This window comes from Nocardiopsis sp. MG754419 (assembly GCF_018207095.1).
Lineage (GTDB): Bacteria > Actinomycetota > Actinomycetes > Streptosporangiales > Streptosporangiaceae > Nocardiopsis.
Genome location: NZ_QOCZ01000162.1, coordinates 1 through 12,231, shown reverse-complemented (window position 1 = coordinate 12,231; position 12,231 = coordinate 1). Strand labels below are relative to the sequence as shown.

Annotated in this window: 11 protein-coding genes; 7 read left to right on the top strand and 4 right to left on the bottom strand. The window is 71.9% G+C overall.

Features of this window, described 5'->3' with window-relative positions:
* Positions 1-147 precede the first annotated feature (147 nt).
* Together DSY14_RS23575 and DSY14_RS23570 are read right to left on the bottom strand one after the other, a co-directional pair.
* On the bottom strand, positions 148-768 hold the full coding sequence (locus DSY14_RS23575) for a TetR/AcrR family transcriptional regulator (protein WP_211718809.1): 621 nt from the start codon (positions 766-768) through the stop codon (positions 148-150).
* Between the two features lie 9 nt (positions 769-777).
* A complete protein-coding gene (locus tag DSY14_RS23570) occupies positions 778-3,348 on the bottom strand; it encodes a PEP/pyruvate-binding domain-containing protein (RefSeq protein WP_211718808.1) in 2,571 nt (856 codons plus the stop codon).
* A gap of 632 nt (positions 3,349-3,980) precedes the next feature.
* Here DSY14_RS23570 and DSY14_RS23565 point away from each other — a divergent pair.
* On the top strand, positions 3,981-4,736 hold the full coding sequence (locus DSY14_RS23565) for an SDR family oxidoreductase (protein ID WP_211718807.1): 756 nt from the start codon (positions 3,981-3,983) through the stop codon (positions 4,734-4,736).
* 170 nt (positions 4,737-4,906) lie between these two features.
* Entirely contained in the window at positions 4,907-6,574 is a 1,668-nt protein-coding gene (locus DSY14_RS23560) for an AMP-binding protein (RefSeq protein WP_249188349.1), read from the top strand.
* A 48-nt stretch (positions 6,575-6,622) separates the two neighbouring features.
* On the opposite strand, the gene DSY14_RS23555 is transcribed toward DSY14_RS23560, so the two are convergent.
* Entirely contained in the window at positions 6,623-6,892 is a 270-nt protein-coding gene (locus tag DSY14_RS23555) for an HPr family phosphocarrier protein (RefSeq protein WP_211718805.1), read from the bottom strand.
* Positions 6,893-6,950: 58 nt separating this feature from the next.
* The gene (locus tag DSY14_RS23550; protein ID WP_211718804.1) at positions 6,951-7,892 is read right to left on the bottom strand and encodes a 1-phosphofructokinase family hexose kinase; all 942 of its coding nucleotides are present in this window, start codon (positions 7,890-7,892) and stop codon (positions 6,951-6,953) included.
* Between the two features lie 283 nt (positions 7,893-8,175).
* Between DSY14_RS23550 and DSY14_RS23545 the strand changes: the two genes are divergently transcribed.
* The 5 genes from DSY14_RS23545 to DSY14_RS23525 all read left to right on the top strand — a co-directional run bounded on the left by DSY14_RS23545 (position 8,176) and on the right by DSY14_RS23525 (position 12,021).
* Positions 8,176-8,937 carry a DeoR/GlpR family DNA-binding transcription regulator gene (locus tag DSY14_RS23545; protein WP_211718803.1) on the top strand — a complete coding sequence of 254 codons (762 nt, stop codon included), beginning with the start codon at positions 8,176-8,178 and terminating at the stop codon, positions 8,935-8,937.
* Positions 8,938-8,997: 60 nt separating this feature from the next.
* The gene (gene mtlA, locus DSY14_RS23540) at positions 8,998-10,098 is read left to right on the top strand and encodes a PTS mannitol transporter subunit IICB (RefSeq protein WP_211718802.1); all 1,101 of its coding nucleotides are present in this window, start codon (positions 8,998-9,000) and stop codon (positions 10,096-10,098) included.
* Positions 10,099-10,148: 50 nt separating this feature from the next.
* A complete protein-coding gene (locus DSY14_RS23535) occupies positions 10,149-10,457 on the top strand; it encodes a PTS lactose transporter subunit IIB (protein ID WP_211718801.1) in 309 nt (102 codons plus the stop codon).
* Complete coding sequence (locus DSY14_RS23530) at positions 10,447-10,887, top strand: PTS sugar transporter subunit IIA (protein ID WP_211718800.1); 441 nt, start codon at positions 10,447-10,449, stop codon at positions 10,885-10,887. Before DSY14_RS23535 ends, DSY14_RS23530 begins: the two co-directional genes overlap by 11 nt.
* A gap of 93 nt (positions 10,888-10,980) precedes the next feature.
* A complete protein-coding gene (locus DSY14_RS23525) occupies positions 10,981-12,021 on the top strand; it encodes a zinc-dependent dehydrogenase (RefSeq protein WP_211718799.1) in 1,041 nt (346 codons plus the stop codon).
* Positions 12,022-12,231: the final 210 nt, after the last annotated feature.

Genomic DNA, 12,231 nt, shown 5'->3' with positions numbered 1-12,231 from the left:
CCCGGAATGGTCACACCCCGTGAGGCGAACCCCGGGGTCGACCCCGTGGTGCCTACCCGCGACCTGGGGAGTCACCGATGGTCGCCGTCGTACGGTCGGGGGTCCCACCCCGGGCCCAAGCGTGGCGGAGGTCCCGGAGAACGCGGCCTAACCGGGCTCGGACCGGGCCACCGGGACGTGGAAGAGCGGGACCAGCACGGTGTCCACGATCTCCACAACGAACGCGTCGTCGATCGGCCCCTCCCGGAACAGGAAGTGGTCGCGCAGCAGGGCCTGACCCACCTCCAGACGGGGTCCGGCCACCGCGCCCGGGTGGATCTCTCCGCGTGCGACCGCTCGTCGGGTCACCTCGGCCATCAACCGTCGGCCCCGACCCTGGGAGCGCGAGCGGATCAGCCGGCCGTGTTCCGGGTCCGGCAGGCTCTCGGCCAGGAGACCGCGCAGCGCCGAACCGGCCGGTCCGTCGAGCATCGCGGCGCTCTGTCGGAGCACCTCCAGCAGGTCCCCGCGCAGCGTTCCGGTGTCGGGGGACCGCTCCGGGTCGGGCAACAGGTGGTGGACGGCGTCCATCACCAACGCGGCCCGCGTGTTCCACCGCCGGTACAGGGAGGCCTTGCCGGCCTGGGCCCGCTCGGCCACCCGCTCCATGGTGAGCTCCGAGTATCCGTGCTCGTCCAGTTCGGCGATGGTCGCCTCGTAGATGGCGGTGAGCAGGGCGTCGCCCCGGCGCCGGGGACGTGTGCGGTGGTCGTTGCTCTCGACGGACATGACCGCATCCTACGAAGCCGCGGTCACCAGGCCGCGGGATCCGTCGACCGTCACCCTCGTCCCGTCCGTGAGCACCGAGGTCCCGGTGCCGGTCCCCATCACCGCGGGGATCCCGTACTCGCGGGCCACGATCGCCGCGTGCGAGGCGATCGCCCCCGAGTCCACGACCACGGCCGCCGCCCGCCGGAACAGCGGGGTCCACGACGGGTTCGTGCAGGGGCAGACCAGAACGTCGCCGTCCTGGAGCCGGTGGAACTCCGCGGCCCCCCGGATGATCCGGACCGGCCCGGTGGCCGTGCCCGCGCCGGCCGCGGAGCCCGTGACGAGCGCGTCCGCCGACGTCCTGCGCGGGAAGACCCGGGCCGGGTCGATCATGGGCACCCCGGCCAGTTCGGCCCGCTTGGCGGCGCGCGCCCGGACCAGCGAGCGTAGCCGCCGCCTCCTCTCCTGGCCCAGGGTGTCCGGATCCCCGGCCTCCGTGACCTCCTCCAGGCGCAGGTGGAACACGTCGAAGGGGTCCTCCACCACGCCGACCCGGCACAGCCGCGCGCCGATCTCCAAGAGGGCTCGGCGCAGGGTCGGCAGCATCGCGGTGAAGAAGAAGTGCGTGTCCTCCCGGAAGGCCACCGCCTCTTGGGCGGCGCGCAGGAGACGGCGGACACGCCGCTCGGCCCGTCGGCCGCGCAGCAACGGGTGGTCGAGCAGCGACGCCAGCGCCTCCCGGGAGCGGGAGACGGCGTCGTCCGTGGGAGCGGGACCGTCCACCAGGGACCGGACGAGCCCCAACACCACCTCGGGCGACTCCGCCAGGGTCGGGGGGCTCACCAAGAGCGGGGAGGTCGTCTCCCGCCGGCCGTACTCACGGAGGAACCGCTCCCACGCGGCGCGCCACTCCGGGAAGCGCCCGTCGTCCAGGGCGGCCATCACCCCGGAGGGTTCGTGTTCGGTGAACAGCGCGCGCAGGTCCGGGTCCTCGCGCACGGTCGCGGCCAGGTCGGCCAGGGCCCGGTCGGCATCCTCGGTGCGGGTGCGCGCTCCGCCCAACAGGTCGGGGAGCAGACCACCGCGGCCCAGCAGACGGAGGGCGAGGGCCAGTCGGGCCAGGGCCAGGCCGCTGCCGGGCAGGTAGTCGATCCGCAGGTCGCGGCAGTACGTCAGCAACCCCAGGGCACGGCCGGGCATCCGGACCAGCTCCGCCCAGGGCAGGCCCCGCGGGTCCACGGCCTCCAGAGCCGCCACCTCGTCGAGGAAGGCCCGCTGCCGGGGGTCCTCGGCCCAGTCCGCGGGGCGGAACCGCCGGGCCTTGCGCACCAACACGACCGGAGCCCACAGAGCCCGCGGTGCGGGGCGCGGGCTCGGCGGCACCAACCGCACCACCACCCCGTCCTCCTCGCGCAGGTAGTCCCGGAAGGCCCCCTCCAGGCCGTAGTACTCGGCGATCTCGCGCATCATGTCCGCCGGTCCGTGCGCCACGAAGGTGCTCACGTCCATCGGATAGGGCCGCACCGGCAGGTACTCGGTGAGGATCGAGGCCTGGAGCCGTTGGCGTCGGTCGAGCGGGACCGAGGGTGGTGGCAGTGCCGTCATCGGTCGGGTCTGCACGACGCGCAGACGGTCGCCCGTGAGCGCCCACTCGATGTCCTGGGGGCGGCCGAAGTGCGCGGCGATGGTGCGCGCGTAGGCGACCAACACCGACAGGCGGTCCGGGCCCAGCAGGGCGCCGTCCGGGCCCTCGCCCGTCCGTGGGCCGACCTCGTGCGCGGCGGCGTCCTCACCCGCCCGCGGGCCGGTCGCGTCGGAGGCCGCCGTGGCGCGGACCCCGCCGCCGGCCGCCGGACGGATCACCGTCTCGTCGCGCCCCGGGGTCCACTCCAGCAGGGAACCGCGTCGATCCAGCACGTAGTGGTCCGGGGTGACCAGACCGGAGACCACGGCCTCGCCCAGCCCCGCCCCGGCGTCCACGATGATCCGGTCACGGTCGCCGCTCACCGGGTCGGCGGTGAACATCACCCCGGCGACCCGGGCGTCCACCATCTCCTGGACGATCACCGCGATCCGTACCCGACCGGGATCGATCGCCCGCTCGCGTCGGTAGGCCACCGCGCGGTCGGTCCACAGTGAGGCCCAGCAGCGGCGGACCGCGTCCATCACCGCGTCCACGCCCACCACGTTGAGGTAGGTGTCCTGTTGCCCGGCGAAGGCCGCCCCGGGCAGGTCCTCCGCGGTGGCGCTGGAGCGCACCGCCACCGGTGTGTCCGGGCCCAGCCCCCGGTAGGCGGTGGCGATGGCGTCGCGCAGTCCGTCGGGAACCGTGGCCTCCCGCACGGCGGTACGCAGTGTGGCGGGCGCGGGCCCGTCGCCGTCCGCGCCCGGCGTGCCCGGCAGGGTGTCCGGCCCGGCGTTCGCGGCCACGGCGGCGTAGGCCTCGGTGGTCACGACGAAGCCCGGCGGCACGGGGAGCCCGGCCCGGATCAGTTCACCGAGGTTGGCGGCCTTGCCGCCCACCGTCTCCAGGTCGGCGGCGCCGAACGCGTCCAACGGGGCGACGGAGGGGATGTCGGTGGTGGTCGTGGAGTGCATCGGTTCTCCCTGTCTGCGCGTGGTCGACCGCCGCGCCCGGTCGTGCCGGTGGTCGTGGGGCGGTGGTCGCCTGGCCCCGGTCGTGCGAAGCCCTGGGGCGCCCCGGTCGACGCGGCCCCCGCGTCGGCGCGAGGGAAAGAAGGCCGGGTCCAGGGTCAGGGAGCACGGCCGGAAGGGGCCGGCCCCTCATGGTGAGCATCGCCGCCGGTGCCGCGGAGCCGAAGGAGGACGCCGGTGTGTCCCGCGCGTCCGGTGACGGTGTGGCGACGGTCTCCGCGGTGGGCGTGCGGGCCTCGACGTGGTCGGCCGTGACCCCTGCGGTGAGGGGAACGCCTGAAGAACGCCCCGCGAGTGCCGCGTCCACGGCGGGCCTCGCCCCTCTCGGGATCAGGACCGTGCGGGTGGGGGCTTCTCGTGCGCCGGGCATCGCCGTCTCCGTCCCCTCGCCCAATAGAGAACGATTCGTTTACTAACGAGGCTACGTCCAGGATTGAGAAAACGCAATGTTCTCTATGTCGGCCCAGGTCGCGCACCGCGCGCCCTGGGCGGACGTTGGCGCGGGGCCGCGCGGGGCCACGTGTGGTCCCCGTCGCTACGCTCGGTGCGACAACGGACCTGCGAGGAGGAACCACATGACAGCGATCGCGGTCGTCACCGGTGCCGGCAGCGGGATCGGCGCGGCCACCGCGCGCGGGCTCGCGGCCGAGGGGTACGAGGTGGTCCTGGTCGGTCGTCGCGCCGACCGGATCGAGGCTCTGGCCGAGGAGATCACCCGCGCCGGCCACAGCGCCCGGCCCCAGGTCCTCGACGTCACCGATCGGCCCGCCGTCGACGCCTTCGCCGAGGCGCTGGACTCCTGCGACGTGCTCGTCAACAACGCGGGCGGCGCGATCGGCACGGAGACCGTGGCCACCGGCGACCCCGCCGACTGGCGGTGGATGTACGAGGTCAACGTGTTGGGCGTGCTCAACATGACCCAGGCCCTGCTGCCCCGGCTCATCGCGAGCGGGGACGGGACGATCCTGTTGGTCTCCTCGGTGGCCGGGCACGTCGTCTACGAGGGCGGCGGCGGTTACGTCGCGGCCAAGCACGGCGCCCACACCCTCGCGGCCACGCTCCGTCTGGAGCTGTGCGGGGAGCCCGTCCGGGTGCTGGAGGTCGCCCCCGGCATGGTCAGGACCGAGGAGTTCTCGCTCAACCGCCTGCGCGGGGACCGGGAGAGCGCCGACGCGGTGTACGCGGGTGTCCCGGATCCGCTGACCGCCGAGGACGTCGCCGACACCATCGTGTGGGCCGTCACCCGTCCGCCGCACGTCAACATCGACCTTCTGGTGGTCCGCCCGCGCGCCCAGGCGGCCCAGCACAAGGTGCACCGCGTGCCGGAGTAGCCGCCGCGCCCGCTGCCGAGGGCCTCCCCGCCGCGTCGGCGGGGAGGCCCTCGGCGTTCCCGCGGACGCCGAGGCGGGCGTGCGCCGCCGTGCTTCCCAGGGGTCCGGGCCGCGTGGTAAATGTGACCCGGAGCACATTTCAGCGGGGGTGGCGAGGGGTTCCCGACCCGATGGCCGCGCCCCCCGTCCCGCACGGCGAGGGAGTGGACGTGAGCACGATCGAACCCTGTCCCAGTTACTCCTCCGGGGTCTCGACCACTCCGTTGCTGGGCGACACCATCGGTGTGTCCCTGGCGCGCACGGTGGCCGCACACCCCGACCGCGACGCGCTGGTGGATCGGGCCGCCGGCACCCGGCTCACCTACCGGGAGTTCGCCGCCGAGGTGGAGCGGGTCGCCCTCGGTCTGCTCTCCCTCGGGGTGGCCAAGGGCGACCGGGTGGGGATCTGGTCCCCCAACCGCGCGGAGTGGGTCCTGGTCCAGTACGCCACCGCCCGGATCGGCGCGGTACTGGTCAACATCAACCCGGCCTACCGCAGCCACGAACTCCGCTACGTGCTCGGACAGTCGGGGATCTCCGTGCTGATCGCCGCCCCCTCCTTCCGGACCTCCGACTACGCGGCCATGATCGACGAGGTGCGCGACGCGTGTCCCGACCTGCGCGAGGTCGTGCTCTTCGCACACCCCTCCTGGGACGCCCTGCTCGCCGCGGGTGACCGGGCGGACCCGGCGCGCACGGCCGCGATCGAGGCGACCCTGTCGCCGGACGACCCCATCAACATCCAGTACACGTCCGGCACCACCGGTTTCCCCAAGGGCGCGACCCTGTCCCACCACAACATCCTGAACAACGGACACTCCGTCGGTGCGCTGTTGGGGTACACCCCGCAGGACCGGATCGCCCTTCCGGTGCCCTTCTACCACTGCTTCGGCATGGTGATGGGCAACCTGGCGGCCACCGTGCACGGGGCCTGCATCGTCATCCCCGGTCCCGGGTTCGACCCCGCCGCCACACTGGAGGCGGTCCAGGCCGAACGCTGCACGTCGCTCTACGGGGTGCCGGCCATGTTCATCGCCGAGCTCGCCCTGCCCGACTTCGACGACCACGACCTGTCCTCGCTGCGCACCGGCATCATGGCGGGGTCGCCCTGCCCGGTGGAGGTGATGCGCCAGGTCATCGACCGGATGGGCATGTCCGAGGTCTCCATCTGTTACGGGATGACCGAGACGTCGCCGGTGAGCACCCAGACCCGGCGGGACGACACGTTGGAGCGTCGCGTGTCCACCGTGGGCCGGGTCGGACCCCACCTGGAGGTCAAGGTCATCGACCCCGGTTCAGGGGTCACCGTCGCGCGCGGCACCGCCGGTGAGCTGTGCACCCGCGGCTACTCGGTGATGCTCGGGTACTGGAACGAACCCGAGAAGACCGCCGAGGCCGTCGACGCGGCCCGGTGGATGCACACGGGGGACCTCGCCGTCATGGACGAGGACGGCTACGTGAGCATCACCGGGCGGATCAAGGACATGGTGATCCGCGGTGGCGAGAACATCTACCCGCGGGAGGTCGAGGAGCTGTTGTACACCCACCCCGATCTCCTGGACGCGCAGGTCATCGGGGTTCCGGACGAACGCTACGGTGAGGAGCTGATGGTGTGGGTCCGGATGCGGGAGGGTGCCGCGCCGTTGACGGCCGCCTCGCTGCGCGCCTTCTGTGAGGGGCGCATCGCCCACTACAAGATCCCGCGCTACGTGCACGTGGTGGACGAGTTCCCCATGACGGTGACCGGCAAGGTCCGCAAGGTGCAGATGCGGGAGGAGGCCCTGCGGCTCCTCGACTGACCGGGGCGGCGTGCCCCTCACCCGGGAGGGGGAGGGGCACCCGCGCGCCTACTTCGGGTCGAGTTCCTTGCCGAGCATCTCCACCAGACCGTCCAATGCCTGGTCCGCGCCCGCCTCGTCACAGGTCAGGGTGATGGTCTCGCCGTGGCCGGCGCCCATGGCCATGACGGCGAGCACGCTGCGCGCGTCCACGGCCTTGTGGCCCTCGCGGGAGATCATCACGGGCAGGCCGGTCTCGTTGACCGCCTGGACGAACAGGGTCGCGGGGCGGGCGTGCAGGCCCAGCTGGGAGCCGATGACAACAGTGCGTTCGGGCATGTCGATCCTTGGGGTCTCGTGTTGCGTGGCCGGTGTCCGGGGGTCCACCGATGGGTGTTCAGAGCTTGTCGATCCGCCACTGGGGGTCGGGGTCGTTCGTCGAGGTGACGCCGTCGGTGGTGACGTCTCCGGGACCGGGGAGGGTGGTCCCGGGCAGGGACACGGCGGCGGTACCCCAGGCCACGGCCTGGCGCAGCCGCTCCTCGGGGGTGCCCTCATGGGCGAGGAAACCGGCCAACGCGCAGTCGCCGGCGCCGACGGTACTCCGGGTTCGTACCCGCGGACCCCGCGCCCATGACACCTCCTCGAGTCCCACGTACAGGGCTCCGTGCCCGCCCAGGGTGATCAGGGCGGCCCCGTTGCCCTTGGCGAGGACCTCGCGTGCCGCCTCGGTGACGGCTCCGACCGTGGTCGGGGTGTGGCCGACCAGGTCGGCGAGTTCCTCCAGGTTGGGTTTGAGCAGTTCCACCGAGCCGGCCCGCGCCGCGGCCCCGAGCGGTGCGCCCGAGGTGTCCAGGGCGAGCGGCACCCCGTAGGAGGCGGCGAGTTCGGCCACCCGTACGTAGAGGTCGTCCGGGGCCCCTGCGGGGAGGCTGCCACTGGCCACCACCCAGTCGGGATCCTTGGCGAGCTCGTCCTCCAGGGCCTGGAGGAGGGTCCGGATCTCGGTCGAGGAGAGGGTGGGGCCGGCGGCGTTGAGCTTGGTGGTGGTGCCGTCGGGTTCGGTGACGGCGACGTTGCCGCGCGTCTCCCCTTCGATGGGCACGGTGACGCGGGGCAGGTCACCGAGGAGGGTCGTGAGTTCGGCACCGCCGCCACCACCGACGGGGAGGACCGCGCGGGCGTCGACGCCCGCGCCGAGCAGTGCGCGAGCGACGTTGACGCCCTTGCCGCCCGCCTGCGCCCGGGTGGCGCGTACCCGCAGGACCTCGCCTCGGACGAGGTCGTCGACCTCCAGTGTGTGGTCGACGCTCGGGTTCGGGGTGAGGGTCAGGATCATGGGAGCTCTTTTCGAGGGGAGGGGCGCCCGGCCTGCGTGTGTGACTGTCTTTGATTATGTGTGTTTGCTTGTGTGTGTCAACAGTGTGACGGCCGGTATCGGTGGGCGCGGGGCCGCTTCCCCGGTGGAGATCGGGCCGGTCATCATCGCAGGGCTCCCAGGAGGCCTGCGATGCTGGCGCGGTGGTCGAACCTGCTGGGATATTGGTGAAGATACCCCTTGTGTGTCCCATGCAACACGATTAAACTCACCGAAAACCACACCGAAACACAGGTGATCCCACATGTACGCGGAAGAACGCCAGAAGGTGATCCTCGAACGCGCCCGCCGAGACGGCCGGGTCGACGTCACGGGGCTCGCTTCTGAGTTCGACGTCACCTACGAGACCATCCGCCGCGACCTCACCGCTCTCGAGCGGCACGGGGTCCTGCGCAGGGTCCACGGTGGCGCGATCCCCGTCGAGCGTCTGGGCTTCGAACCCGCGCTCAACGTGCGCGACTCCGTCATGACAGAGGAGAAGGAGCGGATCGCCAAGGCGGCCCTGTCCGAACTCCCCGAGGAGGGCGCGGTTCTCCTCGACGCGGGTTCCACCACCGGCCGCCTGGCCGAGCAGTTGCCCACGGACCGGGAACTCACCGTCGTCACCAACTCCCTCTCCATAGCCCTCACCCTCACCACCCGGAACAACATCAACCTCATGCTGCTCGGCGGCCGACTGCGCAACAGGACCCAGGCCAGCGTCGACGCCTGGGCCCTGCGTTCCCTCGCCGAGTCCTATGTCGACGTCGCCTTCATGGCCACCAACGGCGTGTCCGTCGAACGCGGACTCACCACCCCCGACCCGGCCGAGGCCGAGGTCAAGAGGGCCATGATCGCCTCCGCGCGCCGCGCGGTCCTGCTCGCCGACCACACCAAGGTCGGCAACGACCACTTCGCCCGCTTCGCCAACGTCGAGGATCTCGACCTGATCCTCACCGACACCGGACTCGCCGACGGCCTCGCCGACGAATTCGAGTCCGCAGGCCCTGCGGTCCAGGCGGTCTGACCCCACACCGTCCACTTCTTCGGCGGGCCACCACCGCCGCACCTCCCAGGAGGTCCCCCCATGTCCACCCAGCAGAGCGAGAGCCGGTTCTCCTCGGTCCGCTCCGGAGTCCAGCGCTTCGGCGGTTTCCTCTCGAGCATGGTCATGCCCAACATCGGCGCCTTCATCGCCTGGGGTCTGATCACCGCGCTGTTCATCCCCGACGGCTGGTGGCCCAACGAACACCTGGCCCAACTCGTCGACCCGATGATCACCTACCTGTTGCCGCTGCTCATCGGCTACACCGGCGGTCACCTGATCTACGACAAGCGCGGCGGTGTCGTCGGCGCCATCGCCACCATCGGTGTGATCGTCTCCGCGGACATCCCGATGTTCCTCGGCGCCATGGTCGTGGGCCCGCTCGCCGCGTACCTGATGAAGTCGTTGGACCGGCTGCTCCAGCCGCGCACCCCGTCCGGCTTCGAGATGCTCGTGAACAACTTCAGCGCGGGCATCCTCGGTGGCCTCATGGCCGCTCTGGGCCTGTACGCCATCGGCCCGATGGTGACCGTCGTCGCCCGTTGGCTGGGCTCCGGCGTGCAGTTCCTCATGGACATGTCGCTGCTGCCGCTGGTGTCGTTGATCGTCGAGCCCGCCAAGATCCTCTTCCTCAACAACGCCATCAACCACGGCGTTCTCGGTCCCCTGGGCGTGGCCCGGGTCGCCGAGCAGGGCAAGGCGATCGAGTTCCTCATCGAGACGAGCCCCGGCCCCGGCCTGGGCATCCTGCTGGCCTGCATGCTGTTCGGCCCCAAGCTCAGCCGCGCCACCGCCCCGGGCGCGATCATCATCCACTTCTTCGGCGGCATCCACGAGATCTACTTCCCGTACGTCCTCGCGCAGCCGAAGCTCATCTTGGCCGTGATCGGCGGCGGCATGTCCGGCGTGACCACCTTCATGATCCTCAACGCCGGCCTGGTCGCCACCCCCGCACCCGGAAGCATCATCGCCCTCATGGCGGTCACCCCGCGCGGCGACCACATCGCCGTCCTCGCCGGTGTCGCCGTCGGCACGATCGTCTCCTTCGTCATCGCCTCCGCGTTGCTCGGCTTCGGCCGCGCCGAACGCAAGGCCGAGCGTCAGGCGGCGGAGTCCGCCTCGGCGCGCGGCGAGAGCGTCTGACCTTCCGGCCCCGTACAGGGCCCCGGACCATTCCAGTACAGGAGGAACACATGGCCACCATCGAAGGATCCGCCGTCAAGAAGGTGATCGTCGCCTGCGACGCCGGCATGGGGAGCAGCGTCCTGCTCACCTCCCAGCTCAAGAAGACCCTCGGCCCCTACGGCGTCACCGTGGAGCACTCCCCGGTGGACCGCGTCCCCGACGACGCCGACCTGGTGCTGTGTCACGCCGGTCTGGTCGGCCGGGCCCGGACCCGGGTCCCCGAGACCGTCGTCATCCCCTTCCAGATGTTCCTCGGCGACCCCGTGTTCGCCAAGGTGGAGGCGGCCATTCGGGACGGTGGCACCCTTGCCGACTGATCTCGTCCTCAGCACGGACGCCGTCCGCCTCGGACGGACCGCCCGTGACCGCGCCGACGCCATCGACCAGTGCGGTGCCCTGCTGGTGGAGTTGGGCGCCGTCGAGGCCGGATACGTGACCGCCATGCACGAGCGGGAGGCCTCCATCCCCACGTTCGTGGGCGAGGGCGTGGCCATTCCACACGGCACCGACGCCTCCCGCGCCCTCGTGCACAAGGCCGCGCTCGCCGTCGTCCAGTTCCCCGAGGGGGTCGACTGGGGCGGACCCACCGTGCACGTCGCCATCGGTATCGCCGCGTCCGGCGAGGAACACCTCCGGGTGCTGTCTTCCCTTGCGGGGGTGCTCACCGACCCCGAACAGGCCGCTCGCCTGCGGTCGGCCGGCGACCCCGACGAGGTCCTCGCCCTGCTCGCCCCCGCGGCGGGCTGACACCCCCCGCACACGGGTGGTGGACCCGGTCCACCGCCACCTCGAACGGTCGGGACGGCGATCCCGTCCCGACCTCACCAGAAAGGCCCAGTCATGCTCGTCGCCCGTTTCTACTCCCCCGGGGACATCCGTCTGGAAGAGGCGCCCGAACCCACGCCGGGGCCGGGGCAGCTCAAGATCGCCGTCGCCAACTGCTCCACCTGCGGGACCGACGTCAAGATCTCCCGCCACGGCCACCACCACATCCGTCCGCCCCGGGTGATCGGACACGAGATCTCCGGCCGGATCGTGGAGGTCGGCGAGGGCGTCGAGGGCTGGTCCGAGGGCGACCGTGTCCAGGTCATCGCTGCCATCCCCTGCGGCACCTGTGAGGAGTGCACGGCCGGGCGGTCCACCGTGTGCTCGCGTCAGGAGTCCATGGGCTACCACTACGACGGCGGGTTCGCCGAGTACATGATCATCCCGGAGGCCGTCCTGGCCGTGGACGGGGTCAACCGGGTGCCCGACAACATCTCCCTCGCCGAGGCCTCCGTGGCCGAACCCCTGGCCTGCGTGCTCAACGGCCAGGAGATCGCCGGTGTCGGTGAGGGCGACAAGGTGGTGGTCGTCGGAGCCGGCCCCATCGGCTGCCTGCACGTCCGCCTGGCCCGCGCCCGGGGCGCCTCCGAGGTCTACCTGGTGGACCTCAACCGCGGACGTCTGGACATGTCCGCCGACCTGGTGCGCCCCGACGCGGCGATCTGCGGCTCCGAGACCGACGCCGTGGCCGAGGTGCTGCGGCTCACCGGCGACCGCGGCGCGGACGTGGTCATCACCGCGGCGGCCTCGGGCAAGGCCCAGGAGGACGGCCTGCGCATGGTGGCCCGCAGCGGCCGGATCAGCTTCTTCGGCGGGTTGCCCAAGGACGCCCCCGTCATCAGCCTGGACGCCAACGTCGTCCACTACCGCGAGATCTCGATCTTCGGCGCCAACGGCTCCAGCCCCGACCACAACAAGCGCGCACTGGAGCTCATCTCCACCGGGGCCGTGCCGGTCGCCGACCTCATCACCGAGCGCATGGACCTGTCCGACGTGCACAAGGCGATCGAGACGGTCGCCGCCGGCACCGCGATCAAGGTGACCATCGAACCCTGACCGGTCGAGGGCTCCCGCGCTCCGCGCGCGGACCCGACCGGGCCGTCCACAGGCGCGGAGCCGGGGCCGGCGCCGACGCCCCTTTCGGGGGCGGCCGGAACCGACGGAACACCGCCCCGCACCACCACAGCCGGAACCCATCAGCGCAGGAGAGCATCCATGGAGCAGACGGAACCCGCCCCGACCCCGGCCTCCGTACCGGTGCCCGAC

Bases quoted from the DNA above. Each gene is read 5' to 3' on its own strand.
- DSY14_RS23545 (WP_211718803.1), top strand. From the start codon at position 8,176: ATGTACGCGGAAGAACGCCAGAAGGTGATCCTCGAACGCGCCCGCCGA.
- DSY14_RS23575 (WP_211718809.1), bottom strand. From the start codon at position 768: ATGTCCGTCGAGAGCAACGACCACCGCACACGTCCCCGGCGCCGGGGC.
- DSY14_RS23525 (WP_211718799.1), top strand. From the start codon at position 10,981: ATGCTCGTCGCCCGTTTCTACTCCCCCGGGGACATCCGTCTGGAAGAG.
- DSY14_RS23550 (WP_211718804.1), bottom strand. From the start codon at position 7,892: ATGATCCTGACCCTCACCCCGAACCCGAGCGTCGACCACACACTGGAG.
- DSY14_RS23555 (WP_211718805.1), bottom strand. From the start codon at position 6,892: ATGCCCGAACGCACTGTTGTCATCGGCTCCCAGCTGGGCCTGCACGCC.
- DSY14_RS23535 (WP_211718801.1), top strand. From the start codon at position 10,149: ATGGCCACCATCGAAGGATCCGCCGTCAAGAAGGTGATCGTCGCCTGC.
- DSY14_RS23565 (WP_211718807.1), top strand. From the start codon at position 3,981: ATGACAGCGATCGCGGTCGTCACCGGTGCCGGCAGCGGGATCGGCGCG.
- DSY14_RS23570 (WP_211718808.1), bottom strand. From the start codon at position 3,348: ATGCACTCCACGACCACCACCGACATCCCCTCCGTCGCCCCGTTGGAC.
- DSY14_RS23560 (WP_249188349.1), top strand. From the start codon at position 4,907: ATGGCCGCGCCCCCCGTCCCGCACGGCGAGGGAGTGGACGTGAGCACG.
- mtlA (WP_211718802.1), top strand. From the start codon at position 8,998: ATGTCCACCCAGCAGAGCGAGAGCCGGTTCTCCTCGGTCCGCTCCGGA.